Raw genomic sequence first — 25,150 nt, forward strand, 5'->3', positions numbered from 1 at the left:
TATGTTCGCCTTCGATTCCTCCCTTCCGCCGCCACATGAAGAAACCGTCAAGAAGCCGCCGCATGGCAACGAAAGCTATATCGCGCTCGTCTGGCGCCGCCTGAAGCGCTCCTGGACGGGCATGATGGGCCTCATCCTCGTCGGTCTGCTGATCATCATGGCCGTCTTTGCGGATTTCTTCGCGCCGATGGACCCGAAGGCAACCGATGTCGGTTTTGCGCCACCGCAGGTCATGAGCTTCCACGACAAGGACGGCAATTTCGTCTTCCAGCCGCGCGTCTATGCACTCGCCGATTCAGAAGAGCTCGACCCCGTCACGTTCCAGCCGATCGTTGGTCCTGATTACGACAATCCGCGCTACCTCGCCTTCTTCGTGAAGGGGGCGGACTACAAGCTTTTCGGCCTCATTCCGGCCAACCGGCATTTCTTCGGTTCGACAGATGGCCAGCCGGTGCATTTTCTAGGTACCGACAAATTTGGACGTGATGTGCTTTCGCGCGCGATCATTGGCTCGCGCATTTCGCTGGTGATCGCACTGACCGTCGTCTTCATCGTCACGATTGTGGGTACCACGGTCGGCATGGTCTCCGGCTACTTCGGCGGTACCTTCGATGTCTGGGTCCAGCGGTTCGTTGAGCTGGTGCTCGCCTTCCCGCAATTGCCGCTCTATCTGGCGCTGACGTCGCTGATCCCTGTCACGGCTCCGACGAACGTCTTCCTTGCCTTCGTCATCATCGTCATGTCGGCACTCGGCTGGGCGCAGATGTCGCGCGAAGTTCGCGGCAAGACGCTGGCTCTGGCGCGCATCGATTATGTGCGGGCGGCGATGGCTGTCGGCGCGACCGACCGGCGTATCATCTTCCAGCACATTTTCCCGAATGTGATGAGCCACGTGATCGTATCGGTGACCCTGCACATTCCAAGCGTCGTGCTGCTTGAATCCTTCCTCGGGTTCTTAGGCTTTGCCGTAAAGCCGCCACTGATCTCCTGGGGCCTGATGCTGCAGGATACGGCGAACTATTCCGTTATCGGCACCTATCCCTGGATCCTCGCCCCCGTCGGCTTCGTGCTTGTGACCGTCTTTGCCTTCAATGCGCTGGGCGACGGCCTGCGCGACGCAGTCGATCCTTATTAAGGTGATGAAGATGGCCCTTTCTCTTGTCAGTTCTTTCGCGCCGGCCATCCGTCACGACCACGATGGCCGCAAGGAAAGCCCGATCATCGACGCGCGCAATATCGCTGTGAACTTCAAGGTCGAAGATGGGCTGGTCGAGGCGGTTAAGGATATCTCGTTTCAGCTCTATCGCGGCGAGACGATCGCGATCGTCGGCGAATCCGGATCCGGCAAATCGGTAACCGCGCGCACCGTGATGGGGCTCCTTTCAAAACGCGCTGCCGTCTCGCCGAAATCGACCATCGACTATGACGGTGCCAATATCCTGAAATTCTCCGAACGCGCACGGCGCAAGCTGCGCGGCAACCGCATCTCGATGATTTTCCAGGAGCCGATGAGCTCGCTAAACCCGATCTACACGATCGGCAGCCAGATCGTCGAAGCGATCCGGGTGCATAAGAAGATCGGCCGCAGGCAGGCCGAGGCACGTGCGCTGGAGCTTCTGAAGCACGTGCAGATTCCAGATCCCGAAGCGCGGCTGAAACAATATCCGCATCAGCTCTCGGGCGGCCAGCGCCAGCGCGTGATGATCGCCATGGCGCTCGCCAACGATCCGGACGTCCTGATCGCTGACGAGCCGACGACGGCGCTTGACGTCACCGTGCAGGCACAGATCCTGAACCTTATCCGCAACCTGCAGAAGGAACTGCGGATGGCGGTGATCCTGATTACCCACGATCTCACGGTCGTTCGGCAGTTTTCGGACTATGTCTATGTGATGCAGGATGGCGAGATGCGCGAGCACAACACGACCGAGCGGCTTTTTGCCAATCCTCAGCATCCTTACACGAAACATCTGCTTGGCTCCGAGCCGCGCGGCCAGGCAAACCCATTGCCGGAAAATTCCGAGATCATTCTTGATGCCAAGGGCGTGCGCGTTTCCTTCATGCTGCGCCACGGCACCTTCTTCAGGCCGGAAATGCGGGAGCTCGTCGCTGTCGACAGTCTGAGTCTCACGCTTCGTCGTCATGAGACGCTTGGTCTCGTCGGCGAATCCGGTTCCGGCAAAACCACCTTCGGTCAGGCGCTGGTCCGGCTGAACGACCCGGACGGCGGCGAAATTAACTTCGATCACCAGCCCATCCACGGCCGCTCCCGCGCCGAAATGCGGCCGCTGCGCTCGCGCATGCAGGTCGTGTTCCAGGATCCGTTCTCGTCGCTCAATCCGCGCATGACGATCGGTCAGATCATAGAGGAGGGACTGGTCGTCAACAAGCTCGGCGCGACCAAGTCCGAGCGCATGGACCGGGTGCGTGAGGCGCTGATTGCGGCCGGCATGCCGGGTCACATTCTCTCGCGCTTCCCGCATGAATTCTCCGGCGGCCAGCGCCAGCGCATCGCCATTGCCCGCGCGATCGCGCTTGAACCCGAATTCATCCTGCTCGACGAACCGACCTCGGCGCTCGATCTTTCCGTCCAGGCGCAGATCATTGAGCTCCTTCGCAGATTGCAGGACGAGCGGGGCTTGAGCTACCTCTTCATCTCGCACGATCTCAAGGTCGTGCGGGCGCTGTGCCACCGTGTGATCGTCATGCAGCACGGCCGCATCGTGGAAGAGGGGCCTGTCAACGACGTTTTATCCAACCCCAAGACCGCCTACACGGAACGGCTGGTGAAAGCCGCTTTCGAGGTAGCATGATTGCCGAATGCCGGAGGTTATAATGGCACGAAATCCCAAGATCACGTTTATTGGAGCAGGCTCCACCGTCTTTATGAAAAACATCGTCGGCGACGTTTTGCAGCGCCCGGCGCTGTCGGGTGCTACGATCGCGCTGATGGACATCAATCCGCAGCGGCTCGAAGAAAGCGCCATCGTCGTCAACAAGCTGATTTCGACGCTCGGTGTCAAAGCCAAGGCCGAGACCTATTCCGACCAGCGCAAGGCGCTGTCGGGCGCCGACTTCGTCGTCGTCGCCTTCCAGATCGGCGGCTATGAGCCCTGCACCGTCACCGATTTCGAAGTGCCTAAGAAATACGGTCTGCGCCAGACCATTGCCGACACGCTCGGCGTCGGCGGCATCATGCGGGGCCTCAGAACCGTGCCGCATCTCTGGAAGATCTGCGAGGACATGCTCGCCGTCTGCCCGGATGCGATCATGCTGCAATATGTAAATCCCATGGCCATCAACACCTGGGCGATTGCGGAAAAGTATCCGGCGATCAAGCAGGTCGGCCTCTGCCACTCGGTGCAGGGCACGGCGATGGAACTGGCACACGACCTCGACATTCCCTACGAGGAAATCCGCTACCGCTCGGCCGGCATCAACCACATGGCCTTTTATCTGACGTTCGAGCACCGCCAGCCGGACGGATCCTACAAGAACCTCTATCCCGATCTTGTTCGCGCCTATCGTGAAGGCCGGGCCCCGAAGCCTGGCTGGAACCCGCGCTGCCCGAACAAGGTGCGCTACGAGATGCTGACGCGCCTCGGCTATTTCGTCACCGAAAGTTCGGAGCACTTTGCCGAATACACGCCCTACTTCATCAAGGAGGGCCGTGAGGACCTGATTGAGAAGTTCGGCATTCCGCTCGACGAATATCCGAAGCGCTGCATCGAGCAGATCGAACGCTGGAAGGGCCAGGCGGAAGCCTACCGATCGGCTGAGAAAATCGAGGTCGCGCAATCGAAGGAATATGCCTCGTCCATCATCAACTCGGTCTGGACCGGCGAGCCGTCGGTCATCTACGGCAACGTCCGCAACAACGGCTGCATCACCTCGCTGCCTGCAAATTGTGCCGCCGAAGTGCCCTGCCTGGTCGACGCCTCAGGCATCCAGCCGACCTTCATCGGCGACCTGCCGCCGCAGCTGACGGCGCTGATCCGCACCAACGTCAATGTTCAAGAACTGACCGTCCAGGCGCTGATGACGGAGAACCGCGAGCACATCTATCACGCCGCGATGATGGACCCGCACACGGCGGCCGAGCTCGACCTCGACCAGATCTGGTCGCTCGTTGACGACCTTCTGGCGGCCCATGGCGACTGGCTGCCGGCTTGGGCGCGCACGGGCAGGAAGGTACAGGCAGCTTAACGCTGCAAAAGCAGCGGTGGCGCAGGGCTCACCGCTGCGAATGGCGGTCACGGGCCCTTCACGCCCTGACTGGGCAATGAAAGTAGGTCGCCGCCAGCTGGATTTTGCCTTTGCCTTATATTCAGAAACGTCTATTTATGTCGGCGCAAAACGCGATTTGCCGGACGAAAGTGCGGCAGGGTTAAATGATCAAAGGAAGACGCTATGGCGACCGGTACGGTAAAATGGTTCAATGCAACGAAGGGCTTTGGTTTCATCCAGCCGGACGACGGAAGCGCTGACGTCTTCGTCCACATTTCCGCGGTCGAGCGGGCTGGCATGCGTGGCCTCAACGACGGCCAGAAGATTACCTATGAGCTGGTGAAGGATCGCAAGTCCGGCAAGATGTCGGCGGACAATCTGCAGGCCTGAGCCTGATTTTCGATGCGACAGCTGGAAAGGCCGGGTTTTCCCGGCCTTTTCCGTTGCCAATGTCTCGGGCATCCACGCCTTGTTGGCTTCGGCGTCGTGCGTACCTTCAGGATGCCAGGTATTGCCGAGGAACGCAAATGACGACAACAGTCGCGGCAAAGGGGCAAGTGACCATTCCGACGCCCGTCCGCGATCTGTTGGGAATCGTTCCCGGAAGCAAAGTTGATTTCCGCCGTGCCGCCGACGGCAGCATTGTCGTGGTGCGGGCGGACAAGAAGCTGCCTGTAAGCCGGTTTGCGAAGTTGCGCGGCCATGGGGTAAGAGGCTCAGCACCGGCGCCATCATGGCCCGGCCTCCAGGTACGCGAGGTGGGAGGTGAGCGCCCGCAGCGTGTTGTCGCCGGTGTTGATGAGATGGCGAAGCGTCCCGACGTCCTGGTCGGTCAAGAGAGCTCGGCGAGTTTCTCGCGCCGGTCGATCGGCCGCACCGCGGCGATCGTGTTGAGTGCGGCGGCGCGGCTGAGAACCGATGGCGAGGGCGTGGCGGTCATCGCGGAAGCCCGTCTTCGTCGTAAAGATCATCATGCGCCGAGGCCGTATGCAGTGCCTGCTTCAGCTTGCCTTCCGCAGCACGCGTCCACACACCATCGATTGTATTGGTGCAATCCTCAGCCTTTTCGCTGGAATGCATCACGGCAAGGTCTTCGGGTGAGCAAACATTCCTCTCTGAGAGAGCGGCGAGCCGAGCGATTGGACGCTCGCCGCGGCACACGTACACCTCATCGTGCTTCGACGCCAGATCCATGAGTTCATCGAACGGTTCCGCCGCTTCCTCAATGTCGACGAAGATTTGCATCAGCTTGCCTACCAGACTCGTTCGTGCAGCACCGCATCGAAGGCGCCGTCGATGGACACAAGCGTGCAATGTTCAAGCCGCGTCTGCGCGGCGAGAATACGGTCCCACGGATCGCGATGATCCCAGTCGAAGCTTGCTGCCAGTTCGGCATGCAGGTCGGTGATGGCAAGGGACTGCAAGCCGCTTCCCATGACCGCGGAACGCAGCTCCTGTGGTTTGAGATCAAGCTTTTTCAGGCGCATCTTGTTGTCGAGCTCGTAGAAGGACACGGCGCTGACAAGAATGGTGTTGGCCTTGTCCTCGATCAGCGACCGTGCTCGTGTAGAGAGGCGGTCGCTGCCGATTGTCCACCAATAGACCGCGTGGCTGTCGAGGAGCATCTTCATGTCGGCTGGTTGCTCTCTTCGGGCTTGCCCCGGAATATGCCGACATCGTCGTTCCAGTCGCCGGCATCGATCGCTGTCTGTTCGGGTTCGGCGTCGTCGAACAGGTCGTCGGGCAGGCCCCGGTGGCGCAGCAGGCCGAACGGGCGTTTGCCGCCATCAACCGGACCGATGCGGGCATAGATCTCATTGCCGCGCATGATGATGATTTCTTCACCCTGATTGGCGCGCTCGAGCACCTCGGCAAAATTCTTGCGGGCTTCGCTGATCTTATAAATGGTCTGGGGCATTGCGACCTCCGGTCGTTTCTGGCGCGCGAAGCACTATAGCATGGCTCCCGCATCTGTACACCTGCCTTGTACACTTCACTATCGATAAGCATTACCTATCGATGATTAGGGATGCTGATCAAAATCAACACCTACGACGGAAGTTAGTGTCAAATTTACTTCTCTTACGGAAACTACATCGTTACGTCGAAGGCCCAAAATTCCGAGTGACTTTTCGAGCGTGCGGGGCATCGGTCGACATAGTCGAGTTCAGCGCACGATTTCATGGAACGCCGGGCTGAAAATCGGCTCCGCCGCTGCGCGTCAAAGCTGCTGCGCGTGAGGCCGGCGGCATCGGCCTATTGGACCCCGGGGCAGCAGGACGACGGGAAAGCCTTGAACGGTCCGGATCCTTGGGTGCCAGGCGCTAGAGTAACGCCGTCCAGAATTTCAGCCGCGGGACGTCGTGTGCCGCGTGGCGTCGATTGCAAAACGCTTCTTGATTCTGTCGACGGGCGTCCCATCCTGAAGTGGAACCTGGGCCAGCCTATCATAGATCTCAAAGCCCATCTTCGCGTAGTAGGCCAGACCGCTGACGTTGTCGGCACGAATGGTCGCATTGATGAATTCCAGCCCGAGCTCTTCCGCTGCGCCCCGGGTTGCGGGAAAGAGGGCACTGCCGACGCCGCGTGTCCGCGGGCTCATACGGGCAAAGGTAGCGATGTCCGCATATCCTTTCGGCGGATCGCCGTACGAGCTCAGGGACTGAAAGCCGACAAGTGCGTGATCGTGCTCGGCAACATGGCAGACGAGAGGAAACGCGCCATCGATGAACCAGTCCGCGAACTCGGCAGCCGAAAGTGGTGTCTCGAGCGCGGTTGTGCCGCCGGCCCGGATGATCTCGTTGAGGAGAGTACTCAGCTCCTCCGCGTCGGCGGAGACGGCCCTTCGAATGTGCATGTCCTTGGCTACCTTATCTTGGACTGACAGCGTATCGGCGAGATCAACCGAGCACAAGCAGCCCTTTCCACTGCCGCACCGCCGATACGCCGGTAGATCGCCAGCACCCTGGGCTTTGGTGATCACCCTTGAAATTCCAGGCAGCCAGCGAAGTCCTGAGCTGAAATCGCGGTCGAGAGCAATCCCAAGCTCAACAAACTCAAGGCATCTCGTCATTTGCAATCCGGAGCTGGGGGCGACAGGGCGATCGAACGAGAGCCGATCGCGGACCGATGCTGATAGCCTATGCCGCTTCCCAGACCTGATTGAGAATCCGCGCCGCCAGAGCTGCCTTGTCCTGCGGCAGGAAGCGACCGTAATGCTGCTGGATCATCTCCGGCGTATCCTGGATCGCATAACTTGCCTGTTCGTAGGAGCCGGTCAGTTTCAGAATGTGCGTGGCCAACACGTCGCGGACATTATGAGGTCCGCAAACTGGTCCGTCGCTCTTCATATCCGGCAGATGGGTAGAACCGCAGCCTGATCAGTGTCCAACCTAAAGGGCGCAGTCCATTAACGATCGGGTAAACCGTTGCTGCACCGGTCCCCGGGGATCACCTTAGAGCCTTTCATGTTTTGACGGAAGCGTATCCTGCGTTTGTGAAATAGTTTGCGCATTCGTCTGGCTCGATGGTGCCGGCGAGGTATCCGAGATGGCGCCAGATGTCCTCGACGGTTTGCTTTTGGGCCTGACGCATCCAGTGCTTAATCTTGGCGAAGGCCTGCTCGATCGGATTGATGTCGGGGGAATATTTCGACAGGAACCATAGTCTGGCGCCGGCCGCCCTGATGGCATGGCGGACGGCCTTGGCTTTGTGGGAGCCGAGATTGTCGAGGATAACGATGTCGCCAGGCTTGAGGGTCGGGATCAACTGTTGGCGAACATAAGCGTCGAAGCACTCGCCATTGATTGGGCCATCGAAGACGCAGGGCGCAGTCAGCCGGTCGCAGCGAAAGGCGCCGAGGAAGGTGAGCGTGCGCCAGCGTCCATGCGGGGCAAAGCCGCGCAGCCTCTTGCCCCTCGGCCCCCAGCCGCGTAACGGCGCCATGTTGGTGCGGATCCAAGTTTCGTCGATAAAGACGAGCCGCTTCGGATCGAAGCGGCCTTGCCAAGCTTTCCAGCGGGCTCTGCGCCGGGCAATGTCGGCACGGCCCTGCTCAAGGGCGAACAGCGTTTTTTTTGAAGCTCAGGCCTTCACGGCGCATGAACTGCCAGATGGCATTGTGGGAGACGGTCACACCGCGGGCGGCCAGCTCATCCTTCAGCCGATGCAGCGTCAGATGCGAGGTCTGATCGATACGCTCGATAATGAAGGCACGATGCGGCTCCAGCACCCGCCGGCGATGGCCGCCCATCTTGCCGGGCGAGACGCTGCCGGTTGCCCGATGGCGCTGCGACCACTTCACCACAGAGGAGACGGCAATGTCGAACCGCTCCGCCACCACTCGGCAGCTCTGACCGGCCGCAACTGCTGCCACTACGCGTTCACGAAGATCATTCGAATAGGGTCGCGTCATGGATGCTGGCCTCCATTCCAGCATCCATGATGAATCACAATTCTGCTGATTTGGGAATCCCGCCCCGATTCCGAAAAGCAATGAATCGCTCTAGCATCTTTTTATTCGGGCAGTCCTATCTGGCATAGAGGCGATCGAGACGCACAACCTTGCCCACCACGGTCAGCGCGATTACCGTAAATAGGATCAACACCGCAGAAATCGCATGGGCGGTCGGCTCCAGGCTGAAGGTCGATTCTGCATAGATCCTGACCGGCAGCGTGGTGAGGCGGGCGGTCGTCAGGAAGCTCGTCACCGTCACCTCGCCGAAGCTCAGCAGGAAGCCGACGATGCCCGCCGCGAACAGACCCGGCGCGAGGCCCGGCATGATCACCACGAAGAAACGTGTCACGGGGCTTGCGCCGAGGCTTGCCGCCGCTTCCTCCTGTGCTCGGTCGAGGGCCATGACGGAGGTCGTCAGCAGCGTGATGGCAAAGGGCAGGATGACGATCACGTGGATCGCGACCAGGCCCAGGAACGGTGGGATGACGAGATAGAGCTGCAGCAGCCGCAGCATGCCGACGCCGATCGCCACATGCGGCAGCGACATCGGAAGCAGCCAGAACGCGAGCAGCGCCGACCTGCCCTTGAACGGAAACCGGCCGAGCGCAAAGGCCGCCGGCAAGGCCAGGGCGATCGCGACGAGCATCGAGGTCAGGGCGAGTTGTACTGAGACCCAGAAAGCGTCCGCATAGGTACCGGCGAAGAAGACCTGCTGATACCATTTGAGCGTGAAGCCCCGGAAGCCGGCAGCAGTCGCCTGCGGCACGTCGTTGAAGCTCTGGATGCAGACGAGCACGAGCGGCAGGAGCAGAAGCAGCAGGGCGGCGGCGAGCAGCAGCTTGGAGACGGCCGGACCGAGGATATCGATCACCGGCACGATCCAGCGCGGAATGCTGATCGGCTGGCTCGGCCTGCTTTTCAGCCAGGGCATCATGCGGTTGAGCGCGAGCATGCACAGCGCCGCAAAGACCAGGCCCGTCGCCGTCATGATGATGGCCAGCGCGGAGGCGAGCGGCGCATTGAGGTTCTTGATCGCCTCCTGCAGCACGAGCATCCCGGTCGTCCAGACCTTCTTGCCGCCGAGCAGGGTTGCCGAGACGTAGGCCGTCGAGGCCATGAGGAAGACGATGACCGCGCCCGAACGCAGGCCGGGGAGCGAAAGCGGCAGGTCGACGGTCAGGAAACGCACGGCAGGAGAGGCACCGAGGCTTTCCGCAGCCTCATGGACGCGCGGTGAGGTGTTCTGCAGGTTGTCGTAGAGCGCTAGCACCATGAACGGCAGGAAGACCTGCGCCAGCGCCACGGCGACCGCGCCATGGGTGAACAGCATGTTCCTTGCCGCCGGGATGCCGACGAGGCCGGTCACAGAGTTGATCAGGCCCTCCGGCGCTAGCAGCAGGATGATGCCGAGCGACCGTACGACCACGTTGGTGAGCAGCGGGATGAGGATCACCGAGAACGCGACGGCGCGATACTTCACCGGCATGCGCGCCAGCCAATGGGCCAGCGGATAACCGAGCAGCGCGGTCAGCACGGTCACGCCGAGCCCGAGAAGCACGGTCTCCGAGACGACGCCGTAATAGAAACCGTCGGATGCTATGTCGATATATTGCGTCAGCGACGGCGGGATGAAGATTGGGCCGAAGGGGTCGGGATACTCGTGCAGGGAAAGCACGAGCACCACGAACATCGGCGCCGCGAAGGAAAGCAGCAGCCACAGGGTGACCGGCGCGGCGAGCGCCGGTCCTATCCAACGGTTCATCCGGCGATCTCCCGGTCGTAGCGGGCCTGCCATTTTGCGCGGTTGGCGTTGATGTAATCCCAGTCGAAATCGACGAGCTGGCTGACCCGGCTTTCACCGACGACGAGCTTCTTCTTCAGGTCGTCCGGAAGGGTGATGTTGTTGACCGTCGGCGAATAGTAGATCTCGCGGGCATAGGCGAGCATGCAGGGCTCGGAAAGGTGCAGGTTGATCCATTCCTCGGCAAGCTTCTGGTTCTTCGTGCCGACGGTGATGCAAGCGACGTTCATCGAAAGCGCCTGGCCTTCGGACGGAGCGGCGATCGCGATGTTCGGGTTGCGGCTTTCCACGTAGGACTGAGTGAAGCTGCCGAACTCGACGGAAAGGTCGGCGAGCTTCTGGTCGAACATTTCGAAGAGCTGCGCCTGGCTCGCCTGGATGGCGGCGAAGGGCTTCAACTGCTTCACCTTGTCGACGACCATGTCGAAGTCCTTCTCGGTGCCGCCGAAGGCGCGGGCGGTCATCATCAGGGCCGAGATGCCTTCGGCGCCGAGGCCGTCCGGCCAGGCGATGCGGCCCTTCCATTCCGGGTTCCACATGTCCTTCCACGAGGTGATGGGCTTGGAGGCCTTGGTCTTGTCGTAGACGATGGTGCAGGGGTTGAAGGCGACGCCATAGCCGCCCTTTCGCGCGCTCGGATAAAGCGCCTCGAAATTCTTGACCGCCGCGGTCGGCTCCTGGGTCACGCCATCCTTCACCGCCTGGCGGCTTTCGAAGATATTCAGGTAGAGAACGTCGAAGCTTGGGCGGCCGCGCTCGGCATAGGCGCGGGCACGGCGGTCGCCGGTGCCGCCGAGAACGTAGCTGATCTTGCAGCCGTATTTCTCCACCAGCGGTTTTTCGACATATGCCTTGACGATGCGCTCCTGCGCGCCGCCCCAGATGCCGACGACCAGCTCGTCGCCCTTCTTGGGCTCCTGTGCGGCGGCGGGGCGGATGATGTGGAACGGTGCGGCAAGGCCAGCACCGACGATCAGTTTGTTGAATTTACGACGCGAAATAGTCATCTGAGGTTCCCCTTGTTCGTTTAGATGCCCTGGTTAGATGAATGTGGCGCCACCCGGCTGTGTCTGGATGCTGCACGACGTCCCGACGGGCGGCGGCGGCATATCCGAAGGCACGATGAGGCGGATCGTGCCGCACGCGGATTGAATGTCGGCTTCGTAGGTGTCCCCGAGGAAGGCCGCGTTGACGAGCGTGCCGGAGACGTGAAGCGGCCCCGGTTCGTCGGAAAGTCTGAGGCGGGAGGCGCGCAGCACAAGACGCGTCGCGCCTTCCGGCGCACCGTCGCAGGTCAGTCCCGGCGCGGCGAAGCGCCCGGCTTCTGTGCGGCCCTCGATCACCGTGCGGGCGCCGAGGAAGGAGGCGGTGAAGGCGGATTTCGGCCGGTCGCAGAGGCTGACGGGCGATCCGATCTCCATTAGCAGCCCCTTGCTCATGACCGCGACGCGGTCGGACATGGCGAGCGCTTCCTGCTGGTCATGTGTCACGAAGACGGTGGTGATGCCGAGCCGCTGCTGCAGCGAGCGAATTTCGCTGCGCATGTCGGCGCGCAGGTGTGCGTCGAGATTGGAGAGTGGCTCGTCGAGCAGAAGCACGTCCGGCTCGATCACCAGCGCGCGGGCCAGCGCCACGCGCTGCTGCTGGCCGCCCGAAAGCTGGCCGGGATAGCGGTCGTAATAGGCGCTCAGGCCGACCGTATCGAGTGCGGCGGCGGCCTTCTCGCGGCATTCCGCCTTGCCGGCATGGCGCATGCGCAGGCCAAAGCCGACATTGTCGAGAGACGTCAGGTGCGGAAAGAGCGCGTAGGACTGGAAGACCACACCGATATTGCGGGTATGCACGGGACGGCGGCTGATATCCTCGCCGCCGAGGATGATGCGCCCGCTGCTCGGGCGGATGAAGCCCGCGATCATCCGGAGCGTCGTCGTCTTGCCGCAGCCCGAGGGGCCGAGCAGCGAGAGCAGTTCGCCCTTGGCGGCCTCGATCGTCAGGCTGCTGACGGCGACGGAATCGCCGTAGATGGCCGTCGCGTTGTCGAGGGTGAGGTAGTGCTTATTCGACGTCATCTAAACCTTGGGCATGATCAGGCGGGAACGGGCAGTTCCGCCGTGGTGAATGGAAATCGGGATAGGCCGCTTCGCCATGTCCGGCACGGATGCGAAGGGGCCGTTGCCGGGATGGACTTCGAAGGCCGGCGAGCCGGCTCCCTGCAGCGAAAGCCGCAACGCATGGCCCGCCGGAACGGTCAGGCATACTGGCCGCAGCGAAATCGATGCGGAACCCTGCTGAGCGCTCTCGATCCGGGCATAACCTGTGGAGACGACCTTCGCTGCGCCGTCCGGCGTGACGAGCGAAAGCGCCGCGCAGAGGTCGCAGCCCGACGATGGCGTATGGATATCGACCTCGACCTTTGCCTCGCCGACGAAGGTCCTGCTGGCTACGAACGTCGCGCTGGTATAGACCGCCACGTCGGCGCGGGTGTCGCAGGCGCTGCGGTCGACAAACCCGGCCGGCGTTCCGAGATGGCCGCCGATCAGCGGCGTCGGGCGGAAGGGGTCGTTGACGAAGGTGTCGACGGCTCCGGCCGAGGGTTCGAGGCCGAGACGGCCATCGCTCACGGTAGCGGCCGCAAGGCCGGACGAGGACAGGAAGAATGTCTCGTCCGAGATATCCGGAAGCGACGGGAGGTTCTGCCAGGTCCGGCTGCCCATGTCGAACAGCCGCATGGCCACGGGCCGCTCGCCTCTGCCCTTGAGGTAGAAATCGAAGAACTCGACCTGCGCCCGATCGACCGAAAACTCCGCGGCCGGTCCCATGTCGGTGCCGCCGCTCATGCGGCTCCAGGGGACATGCGCCCACGGCCCGATGACGAGGTGGGACGTTTCGGAGTTTTGGGCGCGGAAGGCCGCGTCTGCGGCCCAGGTGCCCTGCAGCAAGAAGTCCGCCCAGCCGCCGGTATGAAAGGCCGGAATGTCGAGAGGATCGTACTTGAGCAGGGTCCCGGGAGAAACGGCATCCCAATAGGCTGCGTCATCCTCGATCCATTTGCACAGGTGCGAAAGGCCGGGCCTTTCCACGAGGTAGTCGCGCAGCGCGGCATCGCCCATGGCGCCAAGTGCCGCGTAGGTGGCGGCATCGTCGCTGCGGGCAGCCTTAAGCTTGACCATCTGCGCCGCCCAACTGACATTCACCCCGAAGCGGAACGCGTTGCCTTCATAGGCCCAGTCGTCGCGCGGCATCCATGAGCCCATGGACGGAGCGATCGCATCCGGCCGGCGGCTACCTTTGCCAGCGAGCGCAAGATATTGCGTCATCGCCTGGTAACTGAAACCGTAGAGGCCGAGCTTGCCGTTGCTGCCCGGCAGGTCGGCGGCCCATTCCAGCGTCTGGGCGCCATCCTCGGCTTCATGGATGAAGGCCTCGAAATCGCCGCCGGACTCGCCGCAGCCGCGCACGTCCTGCACGACGACGACGTAGCCTTGTGACGCATACCAGGACGGATGCGCCAGAACCACGGTGGAGGCGATGGCGCGCCCATAGGGCTGGCGCATCAGGAGTACCGGATAGAGGTCTTCGTTCAGTGGCCGATAGATGTCCGCCACCAGGACGGTGCCGTCGCGCAACACGAGTTCGGCCCTTGTCGGTCCGATCACGTCATGGGGCGTCCTGTGGTGCATCACGTCGTCAGCTCCTGTACATCGTCTTGTCGGTGATGCGGTCGAGCGGGAATTCGAGAACCTCGTTGATGAGCTTCAAGAGGTTGCGGGCGCTGCGCTCCACGTGTTCGCGGCCGCGTTCGGCGTCAGCGGCGGCGGCATTGCCACAGGCGCCGGAGGGTTGCACGTCTTGCGTCTGCCATCCGTAGCCGATCCGTCCTTCCGGCATCAGCAGGCCGCCCGCATTCTCAAGCTCCACGGAGACCGGCACGAAATCGTCTGCATACTGCATGTCGATCAGGTCGCGATGCAGATGCAGCATGACGCTGGTTTCCGCCTCACCACCATGAATGCCGTGTTTCAGTTCGTGGGCACTATAGAGATCGGAGAAATCCGCGCCGGCGCTCGCCCAAGCGCTGACGGCGAACATGCCGAGCTTGACGCGGAGTTCCCGGCAGACGATCTCCATCACCTGCGGCTGGCCGCCGTGGGAATTAACGAAGATGATCTTGCGGCAGCCGGCGCGGTTGACGCTCTCGCCGAGCTCGAACCACATCTTCGCTAATGTCTCGTAGGTGAAGGTAAGCGTGCCCGGAAAGGCGGTGTGCTCGACCGACTTGCCGACCGGCATCATCGGCAGCACGAGGACGGGCAGATCGTCATCCATCAGTTCGACGGTGCGGACGATGGTGCCGGCATTGATCGCCGCATCGACGCGCACCGGCAGATGGGGACCATGCTGTTCGACGGCGGCGATCGGCAGGATGGCGACGAATTCTTCCATGTCGAACTCGGAAAAATCCTTCGTCGTGTGATCCCACCACCAGTGCGATTTCAGTTTCGTGGTCATGTTCTCTGGTCCCCTCTCAGGCCGCGGCTGCACGGGCGGCAAGTTCCGCCTTGGCGATCTTGCCGGTGGGCGTCATGGGAAGTTCGGCGAGCGGGATGACGGTCATGAGGGAAAGGTCATACGGCACCGAACCGGCGATCTTCGCCTTGATCTCCTCCCCATCCACAGGACCTGCGGCCTGTACGAATGCAACCGGCCGGGTGGTAATCGCCTTGTCGGGAACACCGACGACGGCCGCTTGCTGCACGCCCGGCACCGTGGAGAGCGCCTCCTCGACGTCGCGCGGATACCAGGTCTTGCCGCCGACCTCGATCAGTTCGGAACGGCGTCCGAGCATGGTGACGAAGCCTTGCTTGTCCATCGAGCCGATGTCGCCGGTCCAAAGCCAGCCACCCTTGAGCGTCTCGGCCGTCTTCTCCGGCTTGCCCCAGTAGCCCCACATGAAGCCGCCCCTGAGCGCGACCTCGCCGACCGCGCCGCATGCAACCTCGGTGCCGTCCGCATTGAGAATGCGCACTTCCTTGTCGGGAAGCGGTTGGCCGGCGCGGCGCGTCTCGATATCAGCCGGATCGAGCTTCGGGAAACCGAGCGCGACAAAGCCGCCGAGCTCGGACTGGCCGTAGCTTTCAACGAGCGGCAGCTTCAGCTTTTCATGCCAGCCGGCCTTCAAGGTCGGCGGAACCGGTCCGCCGCCGGACATGCTCATGCGCAGCTTGGATGGCGTACGGCCTCGCACGGCTGCTTCGTTTAGGACCTCGGTGAGGATCGGAGGATTGGCAATCAGCATGGTTGCGCCGCGCGCTTCCAGCGCATCGAAGCCGGTCGTCTGGGTCCACTTGCCCATGACGTTGATGGCCGCGCCGCGGGAAAGCTGCGGCAGCAGGTTGCCGACGAGCTGGTAGGAACTGGAGAGCGCGCTTGGCCCGAAAGTGACGTCGGCGGCGGTGATCTGCAGCCGCTCGGCAATGCAGCGCGTCGCGCGGACGGTCGGTTCGTGCTTCAGGCAGGCACCCTTCGGCTTGCCGGTGGTGCCGGATGTGTAGGAAAGATGCGCGATCGCATCCTCGTTGCTGGGATCGGCGGGGAGGGGGAGCGCCGCGGCCATCAGGTCGGGCAGCGAATGGGCGCCTTCCTGCGGTCCGTCCATGCAGATCAGTGCCCTGACGCTCGGCGCGCCCGCCGCCGCCGTGTGGATCGGCTCCTTCATGTCATGGGTATAGACGACCACCGCGGGCTCGTGATCGGCGAAATAATAGGCAAGTTCGTCGGCAAATTTGACGTTTACGAGGGCGCAGATGGCCCCGAGGCGCCAGCAGCCGAACATGATGTTGAGATAGTCCATGCCGTTATGGGCAAAGATCGTCACGCGGTCGCCCGGTTTGACGCCGAAATGATGAAGGGCCCCGGCGGCACGCTCCATGGTATCGACCGCTTCGGCATAGGTCAGGCTCCTGCCCCGGTCCACCCAGTGGAAACAGGCGTGGTCCGGATCACGGTTTGCACCGTCCAGAAGCAGGGTGTGCATTAGCATCGAATTCCTCGCGTATTTTGCTCATTTGTTCGGCACTGAAGAGATCTGCCTGAAGCATGGGCAAAATTGATCGCGGGGTGAACGCCTACAGCGTCAATAGTAGATATAGACACACGCTTATATATCTCCCGCTCAGTACGCCGCGAGGAGCTCGGCCTTTGCGGGCATGGCGTGGAGGGTCTGGTCGAAACGGCGGGCGACGGAGCGGACTACGCCGCGCAGCCATTGATTGGCGCCGCTCGCATGGGCGCGCTCATGCCAGAGCAGATAGAGGTTCATCTGGTCAAATTCCCGTGGCGCTTCGATCAGCCGAAGCTGATTGGCTGGCGCGTTTTCGATGATGTATTCGGCATAGGGCCGGGCGGTGGTGAAGACGAGGTCGGTTTCCGCCACGATGGCCGGGATAAGGGCATATTCCGGCACGGACATAGCGATCCTCCGCTTCATCCCGAGTTGCGACAGCCGGCCGTCGATCGGGCTATAGAAGGCGCTCGATCCCGGCGTCGGCGAGACATGATCGGCATCGAGATAGGTGTGAAGGGTCAGCCGGCCGGCCCGGGCGAGAGGATTGGATCTCTGCACCACGCAGGCAATGTCGCAATGCAGGAGTGTCGTCGATTTTAGGCTTTGCTGCGGTGCCGGCCAGTTGCCGATCACAAGGTCCACCCGGCCCGCGCCCAGTTCATCGATCAGGTCCATTTTTTCGGAAGGAGCGAAGAAATCGACCGAGATGCCGGGTGCCTTCTGGCGGATGCTGGCGGCGAGCGGCGGGATGAGAAAGGCGCCGAAGCAATTCACGGCGGCGACGCGCATGCGGCTCTGGACCGTGCCAGGATCGAACTGGCCGGTCCGGTTCAGCGTGTTCTTCAGTCCTTCCAGCATGAGGCCGACCGAAACCATCACCTCTTCTCCCCGTTCCGTCAGAACGAGTTTCTGGCCGCTGCGCACCAGCAGCGGATCAGCGAAGACCTCACGCGCTTTCTTCAACGATGCGCTGACACTCGGCTGGGTGAGGCCAAGCAGAACGGCAACCTTGGAAACGTTCCTCTCGGTGAGCAGGAGATAGGTTGTGTGGAGCAGTCGGACGTCGATCGACGGGTTGATATTCGCATACACGGCCGGTTCCTCTCGCAAGTGGATTGCGGGACGCGATGCAAGCGATGTGCCACCCAAAGAACTTGCGTTGCTCGGGATGGTGTGCCCCCCGATTTCATCGGACATTTCAGCTATTGAGTAATAATGCGCCTGGTATCCGCGCGACGTCTAACTGTCGAACGGGGGTATCACGTTGTTTGAGTTAAGGCGCGGAAGGCTACCGCTCCAGTTCTCAGGCGAATTGATGCGCTACCGTATTCCACTCAGCCATGGCCTTGCGACGATGGGTGCGGATTTGTGAATCGGATCGGTTTGCGCGGGGCGGGATGAAGAGGTTACGGACTGCGGAGAAGATTGACAGAAATTGCTGTAAGGGCCTGATGGATCGAAACCCTTGCCGCGTTCGCTCCCGTTTTCGAAACGCAGATGAGAATTTGATTCTGTTGCAAACCCATTCATTAGGATCGGCGTGGCATTGACCTCCGGTAATGTTCCGGAGATTGGCAATGTTTTAAAGGTCGTTATTTCGAGAGTCTGTGATCTTGCTGTGCGTGCGTTGGTATCTGACTTATGGCCTGAGCCTGCGCGACCTGAAGCCGGCTTCGTATTCGAGAGGTGGTTTTGCACCATCAGGCGATCGAGCATGGCGCGCCGAGAGGCTTCGATCTCGGCACTTTTGTCATGCTGAAGACTGTATCCGCAATCACTCAATACCGAACCAGCTATATATACGTGCGACGTTACCCGCCCGTGCCGCCGTTGAGAATGTCCATATATGCGCGATAAACGAACACCCGTCCGCGACGTCGCCCGGTCGCTTCCTCAACGATGCCGAGTTTCCGCAATTGGTCTAGTGCTGCGTTCACAGTCGGCATGGTGAGACCGCTTCGTTTCACCGCAGACGTCGCGGTCAGGTAAGGGCTCGTGCGCATGACGTCATGGATTTGGAGGACCGATCCGGTGCGTTCCGATTCCCGCACAATGCGTTCTCGGTCGTCGTCGAGGCAGCGCCCACGGCTCGTAAGCCTATTACGGCGAAGTCTGTCGACAGAGTATCCATTGTCGCCTTGGCTTCCTGCAGTGGCGAGCGTGCGCTCACCGCTGTCACTGCCTCAGGCAGATTTCCGCATGAAATGAAGTCCGGTGAGAGAGTCGGTAAATCCCCACTTCTCATAGAAGGGGACCATTTCTTCGAGGCAGTAGAGTTCCCGATGCTTGATGTTCACCAGTGCGGGATCGTTCATCACCGTCTCCATCAGCAACCCGCCCAAACCGGTATTGCGCCAGCTGTTTTTGACGATGATGTCGAAGATCATCGCCTTATAGACGCCGTCCGTCATCGCACGTGCGAATGCAACGAGCTCGTCGCTTGCCGGATCAATGAAGGCGAATACCGGCCCGCCTGACGCCAGGACTGTCACGACATCGGTCTTGGTCCGTCCCTTGGTCCACCATTCCGCCCTGAAACAGCTCCACCAACTGGTCGACCTGCGATGCGCTCAGTGAGCGATGAAACTGCAGCCGGTTCTTGTCACGCGTTACGTCGTTCATCTGTGCCTCTGGAGAAGTGCGCGCTGTTCAGTTGGCGGCAAGGGTTTTCAGTTCGAGGAGCTTGTCTTGTGAAAGAGGGATGCCGAAGAGATTGGCATTGCGGCGGTTCTCGTAACGCCGTGCCCCGGGCAAGCGCTCCTGGCCGGCGCCGATAAGACGATCGCAGAGCAGACCAACACGCTTGGCGAAATCATTGTGGCCGCCGCGCTGCGGGTCGATGACAATCAACAACTGTCCGGCCTTGGGAGTCTGGGCGCCGACACATTCGCCGAAGTCGTTCTCGAACGACAATTGTCCGCCGGTCAGAGCGCCTGCCATCAACTCAACCATGAGGGCAATGGAAGATCCTTTGTAGCTGCCAAAGGTGTTGAGCGCTCCGCCGGCCAGAATTGCATGAGGGTCTGTCGACGGACTGCCATTGCTATCGATCCCTGTACCCGCCGGCAGGGTCTTGTTTGTAAGCGCATGAAGTCTGACCTCGCCGTTGGCCATCACGCTGGTAGCCTGGTCCACCACAAGTGGATCGGCATCGGCAACTGGCGTTGCGAATGCAATCGGGTTGGTGCCATAGACCGGGCTTCGGCCTCCGTGAGGAACCACATTCGCCAGACCGTTCACGAAGTGATGGCCATCATGCCCTCTCGCGCGAAAGGCTCGACATCGGGCCAGAGAGCACTGAAGTGATGGGAATTGCGCGTCGCTACGACGGCGATCCCCGTAGAGTTGACGGCCTCGTCGATCGCCTCAGCCGCGAGGGCGAGTGCCGGCAGGGCAAATCCATTTCGGGCATCGATACGAATGAAGGAGGGGCTGACGATGGCGATTTCGGGCTCGGCTTTGCCGTCGACCCAGCCGGTGTTCAGGGATGCCAGGTAACCGGGGATGCGAAAAATACCATGGCTTATGGCGCCGTCCCGTTCGCAGCCAGCGCAGTTCCCTGCGAGAATTTCGGCGGTGAACTCCGAACTCCCATTTTTCAGAAAAATCTTCCTGAGCAGCGATTGCAATGTTTCGAATTCGACGCGTACGTCCGGGTGTTCACTTGTCATGGCTCTGGCTACCAATTGGAGGAATAGTATTTGGGCCGATGGAGCGTCGTCGGCTTTGTGGTTGTGGTTCCGAGAGGAATTTTCGTAGGCAGTTTTCCAGAAGCCGGGAGATGTTGTTGTCATAGTTGTTGTGGGAAAGACTGCCGCAAAAGGTGATTGAGCCGACTGAGAACAGGCCTCCACCATTGGCGTCGAGGCCGTAGACGATGTTGGAGCGCATGCCGCCATAGGGCCGCGGGCCGCCATCGAAGACGCCAGGTGTAAGCAGCTCTTCATAGGTGGTTTCAAAAGAGGGTCCGTGCCCTTCGGAGACAGCGACAACGGTCACGAAATCTGGCGTTCCCAGATCCGGGCACGCTTGGTCGATCTCGAAGCCGGCTGCCCCGCCTCCCGACAGACCCGCCTGGGCGGTAGAAAATAGATTCCATGCGATGGATTCCGGGAATTATCGCCGCCATGACAATGCAGGCGTGATCACGATCGAGATAAAGAGGATGTCATTCCTCCTCATCGATGAGAGGCAAGGATTGCAACCGCGCCTCATATCGCGGTTGTTCAAAGACATATCCCTCACAAGCGGGAGCGGCCGCTTGCAGGGTCTTCTTCTTGACCGCAATCCCAATCAGGTCGCCTCGCATGTAACATTGAAGAGATTGCACACTCGCTCGCAAGGCCAGCGCAATGGGAGGATTGCGCTCCTGCAGGTGCCCTGCGCAGCGCATTGTCGGCACTTGCCGACAGCCGCGGCGATAGCTGGGCCGGTGACTTGAATAATGTCATCACAACCATCATCTGAATCCGGATTTAAACCTGTCGAACTGACAGCCTCTCGCTTATTTTGCGGCCGCTGCCGGTCCTCAACGTGACGCATCCTGCGTCTGAGGAGTTTTTCATGGGCTTCATTGATCGCGACATCCAGCCGTCTTCAGACACCGGATTGCTGGATGCCTATTCCGTATCGGTGTCTTCCTCAGTCGATCTTGTCGGTCCCGCAGTCAGCCGAATCGAAAGAATCGGTGACCGTGCAGGTCATGGATCAGGCTTTGCAATTTCGCCAGATGGTCTTGTCGTCACCAACAACCATGTCGTGGGTGACACCAAGAACATCCTGATCACAACGCCGGAAGGAGCAGTCATCGAGGGCAGGGTGCTCGGGCGCGACGCTGACACGGACCTCGCTTTGATCCGCGCGAACGACTGGTCAGGTGTCTGGGCGAAATTGGGAGACTCAAAAAGTCTAAAGCGGGGTCATATCGCCATAGCAATCGGCAATCCTCTGGGCTTTGAATGGACGGTTACGGCAGGAATCATATCTGCGCTGGGCCGGTCAATGCGCGCTGCCAGTGGTCGTTTGATGGAGGACATCATCCAAACTGACGCGGCGCTCAATCCCGGTAATTCCGGCGGCCCTCTGGTATCGTCTGCGGGTGAGGTGATCGGCGTTAACACGGCCGTGATCCAGGGCGCGCAAAGCATCGCATTCGCAGTGGCGTCGAATACAGCAAAGCATGTAGTCTCTGAGCTTCTGCGTTTCGGTCATGTTCGCAGAGCCTATATTGGCATTGCCGCGGACACCGTCGAGCTCCATCGAAGGATAGCCTTGGAAGCGGGCATGGCACAGACTACGGCGGTCCGACTTCGCCGCGTGGAACCGGGAAGCCCCGCCGAGAAGGCGGGGCTGCAAGAGGGCGACTATCTCCTGTCGATCGACCACCTTCCGGTTTCCGGCATTGATGACGTCGTGAGATTGATGGATGGAGAGAGGATCGATACCGACAGTGATTTCCTGATCTTCTCGGTCGCAGGACGGATAGAAAGCCGTACGGTCAGACCGCAGCGCCGGCATGAATAGCGCGCAAGGCGGCGAGTTCTGGCCAAGTGAAGCGGAGTTCGATCTTCGCGATCTCCCGTGCTGGGCTGATCACGGCCGGCCGCAACTTGGCGAAATGAATCGTCATGGCAGCAGTTGCGGCTCTGTCGATACCGGAGCAGTGGAGAAAGCAGTAATCGCTCGATTACACGGCCGGGTGGACGCGGTCGAGGATATCGAAGGCCGGCGCCAAATGTTGGCGGTCGACCTGGCCAACCGTGAGAGGCACTCGAGTTGGAAGGACTTCCCGGCCAAGCTGAAGCAGCGCCATCTGCACGGCTGGAATTCGTCGTCTCGGACGGTCATGCCGGATTGAAGAATATGGTCCCGCAGCTTGCTCTGTGCTCGCTCGTCTACCCAGGCGGGCCATGAATTGAAGCGCAACAATTTTTTGCGCCAGCGCAGTCTCCGATTGTTGTTGATTTGGACCAGCAAATGGTCTAGATAGTTCCGCGATGTTGGACCTGTTAATGGTCCGGAATGGGAGGCGGGCGATGCAGGTATCGGTGACAGATGCGAAGGGGCAGTTGACGGAACTGGTTCGTCGCGCGGAGGCGGGAGATGAGATCATCTTAACGCGCCATGGTCACGCGGCCGTGCGCCTAGTGCCCGTCAGGGCCGCGCAGGACCCGAAATCTCGCCGAGCGCTACTCGAATCGGTGCGGTCCGCGGCGGCCGAAAAGGTGACGCCCGGACCGGATGCTGCGCGCAGCCAGGATTTCCTCTACGGTGCTGATGGACTTCCAGAATGATCGCCGTAGATACGTCGGCGCTGATGGCGATCGTGCTCGGTGAGTTAGAAGCGGATGCCTGTGTTCGAGCGCTTGAAGCCGAAGACGATCTTATAATCTCTGCAGGTACGGTGGCCGAGGCCTTGATCGTTTCCGCCAGGCGAAATGTCGGTGAGGAAATGGCGCGGATGATTCACGGGCTTGGCTTCGAAATCGTGAATGTGACCCCCGCGTCAGCGCGGCGCGTAGCAAGCGCTTACGAACACTGGGGAAAGGGTGTCCATCCGGCAGCGCTGAATTTTGGAGATTGCTTCGCCTATGAGGTGGCGAAGGAACATGCTTGCCGCCTGCTCTATGTCGGCGACGATTTTTCGAAGACCGACATTGAAAGAGTTCTGTGAAGGAAGAAACGACAGAAGAAGCAAGCAAGGTGCCGGAGGGATGGGTGATAACGACGGCAGCAAGTCCACTTGCACACCATCGTCGCGGACATTACGACCCAAGCTATCCGCCAGAAGTCTCCGAGGAGCTTCGCTTCAGCAGAAAGACTTGCTCGCCCTTTAGCAATACCAGCTCGGACGCCGGTTGATCATCGAAGCCTTCCTCGATTGCGGCCGTTTCGTCGTGGGTCAGGTTACCGCCAGCCGCAACGACTTTTCCTGATGAGTGCGCCGCAATTGCGGACGCGAAAGAGGTTCACTCAGTAAAGTGCCTGTTTCAGCTCAAGCGCCTTGAATTAACAGATCGGCGATTTCGCCTGAAAGAGTGCTTCCACTCCAGATCAATCGTAGCGTTCGCCGCGGCCGATCTGCTCCTTTGCCGCGTCGCGAACGGTGCCCGCTGCCGGATCAGGATCCTTTTCGTTGGCTTCCTTTAGAAAATGCGCGGCTTCGAACATCGCCACCGTAATCTCGTCAGTTCCCCATCCGGCTTCGTTGGCGGCGTCAATGACTTCTTCAAGCGCCTTGCGAGCGGCGGACTTGGCCTCTTCGAAGCGCAGCGACGGTTCCTCGGTTCGTGGTCGTGGGAAGTGCATGGGCTTTTCCTCTCTTTTGAAAACTGAAGAACGCGCGAGCGATCATAAAGATGCGTAAAGCGCCCGGTATAACGCGCGCCCTTTCGAACCCATGGACAAAGCGTCTTCCACCATCAGGACATATGGATGACGGCGGCCTTGGAGACATTATAGTGCCCTGGCTTAGACCCCGGTTGGCTTCGGCCATGGCGAGTTCAATGGTCGTGCGGTTGACGTGCTTGAAATAGCTCTCTCCGGTCGCCTCGAACCATTCGGACATATCGACCTTGAGCGCGCGGCCCAGCTGGTTTGCCTGCTCAACGCCCTTGCGGCGGTCGGTGAATTTCTTTTCCACCGGAAGGATCTCAATCGTCTTGATGCGCGCACCCAACGACAGCTCCGTTCGATTCTGATGGAATTCGAGCGGAAGCAGCAATGGCTGAAGGACAAGTATCCTTGCCCCGTATGCCAAGGCGAAGGTCTTCAGACCACCAGCCTCCATGATTCCGGGGGCAGTTCAATGAGAGAACATCATGAGCAAGCAGCCGACCAACAACCGGCAACTGGACTTGCGTTCCTGCAAAAGGTCGCCGCAGCAGGTGGGTTGGGTGAAGGCATCGGCCAAACTCTCGGACTGGCCATTGATGCCGTTGACGACGGACATGTCGCGCTAAGTGAGACGCCAGGGCCAGAGCACGCCAATCCCATGGGCTCCGTCCATGGCGGCTACCTAGCCACACTGTTGGATGGAGCGATGGCGTTGGCACTGCAAACGCGTCTCGACATGGGGACGCGCTACGCAACCACGGACCTTAACGTGTCATACCTGAAAGGCGTGGCGCCCAGCAGCGGCACAGTGCGTTGCGTTGGCAAGGTGATCCATCGCGGTCGGATGCTGGCGCTTGCGGAAGCACGTATTACAAGCGACGACGGCACGCTTTATGCGCACGCTACGGCGACCTTTGCATTTGTCGATCGACAAGCGTGACCTAACGCCCGGTTCAGAAGAATTTCAGTTTGAACGGGGTCGCGGCAGCACCCATCGCGGCGGCCTCCGGCTTGATCTCTGAAACAATCAACTTCGGACTGGCGCGCCAGACGCCATAGCCGGCTCCCAAACAGCTGCGTCCGGGCCATCATCATCTCCGCCAAGGCTGGCGGGATCTGCCCGCCGAATACGATCGCTTGAGGGTCGTACACAGCCCAGATCGCATTGATCAGACGGTTATAGGCTGGTGTCACTTCATCCAACCATTCCTGAACGCCCGGCCATTTCGGATCGAAGTGTTTTCGCAGATAGGTGATTGACGGCACG

The 25,150-nt window shown here is 60.7% G+C and carries 23 protein-coding genes and 8 pseudogenes; 12 read left to right on the forward strand and 19 right to left on the reverse strand.

Features of this window, described 5'->3' with window-relative positions; translation table 11 throughout:
• The first annotated feature begins 1 nt into the window (after window position 1).
• From ACZ9BX_RS27075 to ACZ9BX_RS27095, 5 genes and pseudogenes are all read left to right on the forward strand, one after another.
• Entirely contained in the window at window positions 2–1,135 is a 1,134-nt protein-coding gene (locus tag ACZ9BX_RS27075) for an ABC transporter permease (RefSeq protein WP_476221241.1), read from the forward strand.
• A 10-nt stretch (window positions 1,136–1,145) separates the two neighbouring features.
• Window positions 1,146–2,813 (forward strand): ABC transporter ATP-binding protein, encoded by a 1,668-nt coding sequence (locus tag ACZ9BX_RS27080; protein WP_476221243.1) that lies wholly within the window; start codon window positions 1,146–1,148, stop codon window positions 2,811–2,813.
• Between the two features lie 22 nt (window positions 2,814–2,835).
• Window positions 2,836–4,206 carry an alpha-galactosidase gene (gene melA, locus ACZ9BX_RS27085; RefSeq protein ID WP_476221245.1) on the forward strand — a complete coding sequence of 457 codons (1,371 nt, stop codon included), beginning with the start codon at window positions 2,836–2,838 and terminating at the stop codon, window positions 4,204–4,206.
• A gap of 204 nt (window positions 4,207–4,410) precedes the next feature.
• The gene (locus ACZ9BX_RS27090; RefSeq protein WP_027511051.1) at window positions 4,411–4,617 is read left to right on the forward strand and encodes a cold-shock protein; all 207 of its coding nucleotides are present in this window, start codon (window positions 4,411–4,413) and stop codon (window positions 4,615–4,617) included.
• Window positions 4,618–4,754: 137 nt separating this feature from the next.
• Window positions 4,755–4,996 (forward strand): annotated as a pseudogene (locus tag ACZ9BX_RS27095) (AbrB/MazE/SpoVT family DNA-binding domain-containing protein).
• Here the strand turns inward: ACZ9BX_RS27095 and ACZ9BX_RS27100 are convergent.
• From ACZ9BX_RS27100 to ACZ9BX_RS27165, 14 genes and pseudogenes are all read right to left on the reverse strand, one after another.
• Window positions 4,968–5,167, reverse strand: a pseudogene (locus ACZ9BX_RS27100) (integrase); the annotation flags it as partial. The pseudogenes ACZ9BX_RS27095 and ACZ9BX_RS27100 sit on opposite strands and share 29 nt — an antisense overlap.
• Complete coding sequence (locus ACZ9BX_RS27105) at window positions 5,164–5,472, reverse strand: hypothetical protein (protein WP_476221246.1); 309 nt, start codon at window positions 5,470–5,472, stop codon at window positions 5,164–5,166. The pseudogene ACZ9BX_RS27100 and the gene ACZ9BX_RS27105, both read right to left, overlap by 4 nt.
• A gap of 8 nt (window positions 5,473–5,480) precedes the next feature.
• The gene (locus ACZ9BX_RS27110) at window positions 5,481–5,858 is read right to left on the reverse strand and encodes a type II toxin-antitoxin system VapC family toxin (protein ID WP_476221248.1); all 378 of its coding nucleotides are present in this window, start codon (window positions 5,856–5,858) and stop codon (window positions 5,481–5,483) included.
• Entirely contained in the window at window positions 5,855–6,145 is a 291-nt protein-coding gene (locus tag ACZ9BX_RS27115; protein ID WP_476221249.1) for a type II toxin-antitoxin system Phd/YefM family antitoxin, read from the reverse strand. Before ACZ9BX_RS27115 ends, ACZ9BX_RS27110 begins: the two co-directional genes overlap by 4 nt.
• Window positions 6,146–6,574: 429 nt before the next feature.
• On the reverse strand, window positions 6,575–7,084 hold the full coding sequence (locus tag ACZ9BX_RS27120) for an N-acetyltransferase family protein (RefSeq protein WP_476221251.1): 510 nt from the start codon (window positions 7,082–7,084) through the stop codon (window positions 6,575–6,577).
• 283 nt (window positions 7,085–7,367) lie between these two features.
• Window positions 7,368–7,553, reverse strand: a pseudogene (locus ACZ9BX_RS27125) (hypothetical protein); the annotation flags it as partial.
• Between the two features lie 139 nt (window positions 7,554–7,692).
• Window positions 7,693–8,641, reverse strand: a protein-coding gene (locus ACZ9BX_RS27130; protein ID WP_476221252.1) for an IS630 family transposase whose coding sequence is annotated in 2 segments (ribosomal slippage) — window positions 7,693–8,304 and window positions 8,306–8,641 — 948 coding nt in all. Because the reading frame shifts where the segments join, the coding sequence is not laid out codon by codon here.
• 115 nt (window positions 8,642–8,756) lie between these two features.
• Window positions 8,757–10,445: an ABC transporter permease subunit gene (locus ACZ9BX_RS27135; protein ID WP_476221253.1), complete on the reverse strand. Its 1,689-nt coding sequence runs from the start codon at window positions 10,443–10,445 to the stop codon at window positions 8,757–8,759.
• Window positions 10,442–11,491 carry an ABC transporter substrate-binding protein gene (locus ACZ9BX_RS27140; RefSeq protein ID WP_476221254.1) on the reverse strand — a complete coding sequence of 350 codons (1,050 nt, stop codon included), beginning with the start codon at window positions 11,489–11,491 and terminating at the stop codon, window positions 10,442–10,444. The genes ACZ9BX_RS27135 and ACZ9BX_RS27140 overlap by 4 nt, the downstream gene beginning before the upstream one ends.
• A gap of 33 nt (window positions 11,492–11,524) precedes the next feature.
• A complete protein-coding gene (locus ACZ9BX_RS27145) occupies window positions 11,525–12,553 on the reverse strand; it encodes an ABC transporter ATP-binding protein (protein ID WP_476221256.1) in 1,029 nt (342 codons plus the stop codon).
• The gene (locus ACZ9BX_RS27150; RefSeq protein WP_476223058.1) at window positions 12,554–14,164 is read right to left on the reverse strand and encodes a CocE/NonD family hydrolase; all 1,611 of its coding nucleotides are present in this window, start codon (window positions 14,162–14,164) and stop codon (window positions 12,554–12,556) included.
• 7 nt (window positions 14,165–14,171) lie between these two features.
• Window positions 14,172–14,993 (reverse strand): creatininase family protein, encoded by an 822-nt coding sequence (locus tag ACZ9BX_RS27155; RefSeq protein ID WP_027512850.1) that lies wholly within the window; start codon window positions 14,991–14,993, stop codon window positions 14,172–14,174.
• Window positions 14,994–15,009: 16 nt separating this feature from the next.
• Window positions 15,010–16,518, reverse strand: a complete 1,509-nt coding sequence (locus ACZ9BX_RS27160) for a class I adenylate-forming enzyme family protein (protein ID WP_476221257.1) — start codon at window positions 16,516–16,518, stop codon at window positions 15,010–15,012.
• 138 nt (window positions 16,519–16,656) lie between these two features.
• Window positions 16,657–17,640, reverse strand: a complete 984-nt coding sequence (locus ACZ9BX_RS27165) for a LysR family transcriptional regulator (protein WP_476221258.1) — start codon at window positions 17,638–17,640, stop codon at window positions 16,657–16,659.
• Window positions 17,641–18,129: 489 nt separating this feature from the next.
• Between ACZ9BX_RS27165 and ACZ9BX_RS27170 the strand changes: the two are divergent.
• Window positions 18,130–18,236 (forward strand): annotated as a pseudogene (locus tag ACZ9BX_RS27170) (IS6 family transposase); the annotation flags it as partial.
• A 123-nt stretch (window positions 18,237–18,359) separates the two neighbouring features.
• On the opposite strand, the pseudogene ACZ9BX_RS27175 reads toward ACZ9BX_RS27170, so the two are convergent.
• From ACZ9BX_RS27175 to ACZ9BX_RS27190, 4 genes and pseudogenes are all read right to left on the reverse strand, one after another.
• Window positions 18,360–18,629: pseudogene (locus ACZ9BX_RS27175) on the reverse strand (Fic family protein); the annotation flags it as partial.
• A 102-nt stretch (window positions 18,630–18,731) separates the two neighbouring features.
• Complete coding sequence (locus ACZ9BX_RS27180; RefSeq protein WP_476221259.1) at window positions 18,732–19,040, reverse strand: GNAT family N-acetyltransferase; 309 nt, start codon at window positions 19,038–19,040, stop codon at window positions 18,732–18,734.
• Between the two features lie 157 nt (window positions 19,041–19,197).
• A pseudogene (locus tag ACZ9BX_RS27185) lies at window positions 19,198–20,219 on the reverse strand (Ldh family oxidoreductase).
• A complete protein-coding gene (locus tag ACZ9BX_RS27190; protein WP_476223059.1) occupies window positions 20,209–20,652 on the reverse strand; it encodes a N,N-dimethylformamidase beta subunit family domain-containing protein in 444 nt (147 codons plus the stop codon). Before ACZ9BX_RS27190 ends, ACZ9BX_RS27185 begins: the two are co-directional and overlap by 11 nt.
• Here ACZ9BX_RS27190 and ACZ9BX_RS27195 point away from each other — a divergent pair.
• The 5 genes and pseudogenes from ACZ9BX_RS27195 to ACZ9BX_RS27215 form a co-directional block, all read left to right on the forward strand.
• A pseudogene (locus ACZ9BX_RS27195) lies at window positions 20,651–20,842 on the forward strand (hypothetical protein); the annotation flags it as partial. The gene ACZ9BX_RS27190 and the pseudogene ACZ9BX_RS27195 overlap by 2 nt on opposite strands.
• Before the next feature lie 269 nt (window positions 20,843–21,111).
• On the forward strand, window positions 21,112–22,071 hold the full coding sequence (locus ACZ9BX_RS27200; RefSeq protein WP_476221260.1) for a S1C family serine protease: 960 nt from the start codon (window positions 21,112–21,114) through the stop codon (window positions 22,069–22,071).
• A 190-nt stretch (window positions 22,072–22,261) separates the two neighbouring features.
• Window positions 22,262–22,425 (forward strand): annotated as a pseudogene (locus ACZ9BX_RS27205) (transposase); the annotation flags it as partial.
• 158 nt (window positions 22,426–22,583) lie between these two features.
• Window positions 22,584–22,841 carry a type II toxin-antitoxin system Phd/YefM family antitoxin gene (locus tag ACZ9BX_RS27210; RefSeq protein WP_476221261.1) on the forward strand — a complete coding sequence of 86 codons (258 nt, stop codon included), beginning with the start codon at window positions 22,584–22,586 and terminating at the stop codon, window positions 22,839–22,841.
• A complete protein-coding gene (locus ACZ9BX_RS27215) occupies window positions 22,838–23,221 on the forward strand; it encodes a type II toxin-antitoxin system VapC family toxin (RefSeq protein ID WP_476221262.1) in 384 nt (127 codons plus the stop codon). Before ACZ9BX_RS27210 ends, ACZ9BX_RS27215 begins: the two co-directional genes overlap by 4 nt.
• A gap of 380 nt (window positions 23,222–23,601) precedes the next feature.
• On the opposite strand, the gene ACZ9BX_RS27220 is transcribed toward ACZ9BX_RS27215, so the two are convergent.
• A complete protein-coding gene (locus tag ACZ9BX_RS27220; RefSeq protein WP_476221263.1) occupies window positions 23,602–23,856 on the reverse strand; it encodes a hypothetical protein in 255 nt (84 codons plus the stop codon).
• A 214-nt stretch (window positions 23,857–24,070) separates the two neighbouring features.
• On the opposite strand from ACZ9BX_RS27220, the gene ACZ9BX_RS27225 reads away from it, so the two are divergent.
• Window positions 24,071–24,823 carry a PaaI family thioesterase gene (locus tag ACZ9BX_RS27225; RefSeq protein ID WP_476221264.1) on the forward strand — a complete coding sequence of 251 codons (753 nt, stop codon included), beginning with the start codon at window positions 24,071–24,073 and terminating at the stop codon, window positions 24,821–24,823.
• Window positions 24,824–25,150 lie beyond the last annotated feature (327 nt).

It is taken from the genome of Rhizobium sp. USDA 3886 (genome assembly GCF_056279785.1).

Excerpts from the sequence above, each read along its gene's own strand:
- ACZ9BX_RS27075 (WP_476221241.1), top strand. The coding sequence starts at position 2 with ATGTTCGCCTTCGATTCCTCCCTTCCGCCGCCACATGAAGAAACCGTC.
- ACZ9BX_RS27080 (WP_476221243.1), top strand. The coding sequence starts at position 1,146 with ATGGCCCTTTCTCTTGTCAGTTCTTTCGCGCCGGCCATCCGTCACGAC.
- melA (WP_476221245.1), top strand. The coding sequence starts at position 2,836 with ATGGCACGAAATCCCAAGATCACGTTTATTGGAGCAGGCTCCACCGTC.
- ACZ9BX_RS27090 (WP_027511051.1), top strand. The coding sequence starts at position 4,411 with ATGGCGACCGGTACGGTAAAATGGTTCAATGCAACGAAGGGCTTTGGT.
- ACZ9BX_RS27105 (WP_476221246.1), bottom strand. The coding sequence starts at position 5,472 with ATGCAAATCTTCGTCGACATTGAGGAAGCGGCGGAACCGTTCGATGAA.
- ACZ9BX_RS27110 (WP_476221248.1), bottom strand. The coding sequence starts at position 5,858 with ATGAAGATGCTCCTCGACAGCCACGCGGTCTATTGGTGGACAATCGGC.
- ACZ9BX_RS27115 (WP_476221249.1), bottom strand. The coding sequence starts at position 6,145 with ATGCCCCAGACCATTTATAAGATCAGCGAAGCCCGCAAGAATTTTGCC.
- ACZ9BX_RS27120 (WP_476221251.1), bottom strand. The coding sequence starts at position 7,084 with ATGCACATTCGAAGGGCCGTCTCCGCCGACGCGGAGGAGCTGAGTACT.
- ACZ9BX_RS27135 (WP_476221253.1), bottom strand. The coding sequence starts at position 10,445 with ATGAACCGTTGGATAGGACCGGCGCTCGCCGCGCCGGTCACCCTGTGG.
- ACZ9BX_RS27140 (WP_476221254.1), bottom strand. The coding sequence starts at position 11,491 with ATGACTATTTCGCGTCGTAAATTCAACAAACTGATCGTCGGTGCTGGC.
- ACZ9BX_RS27145 (WP_476221256.1), bottom strand. The coding sequence starts at position 12,553 with ATGACGTCGAATAAGCACTACCTCACCCTCGACAACGCGACGGCCATC.
- ACZ9BX_RS27150 (WP_476223058.1), bottom strand. The coding sequence starts at position 14,164 with ATGCACCACAGGACGCCCCATGACGTGATCGGACCGACAAGGGCCGAA.
- ACZ9BX_RS27155 (WP_027512850.1), bottom strand. The coding sequence starts at position 14,993 with ATGACCACGAAACTGAAATCGCACTGGTGGTGGGATCACACGACGAAG.
- ACZ9BX_RS27160 (WP_476221257.1), bottom strand. The coding sequence starts at position 16,518 with ATGCACACCCTGCTTCTGGACGGTGCAAACCGTGATCCGGACCACGCC.
- ACZ9BX_RS27200 (WP_476221260.1), top strand. The coding sequence starts at position 21,112 with ATGGGCTTCATTGATCGCGACATCCAGCCGTCTTCAGACACCGGATTG.
- ACZ9BX_RS27210 (WP_476221261.1), top strand. The coding sequence starts at position 22,584 with ATGCAGGTATCGGTGACAGATGCGAAGGGGCAGTTGACGGAACTGGTT.
- ACZ9BX_RS27215 (WP_476221262.1), top strand. The coding sequence starts at position 22,838 with ATGATCGCCGTAGATACGTCGGCGCTGATGGCGATCGTGCTCGGTGAG.
- ACZ9BX_RS27220 (WP_476221263.1), bottom strand. The coding sequence starts at position 23,856 with ATGCACTTCCCACGACCACGAACCGAGGAACCGTCGCTGCGCTTCGAA.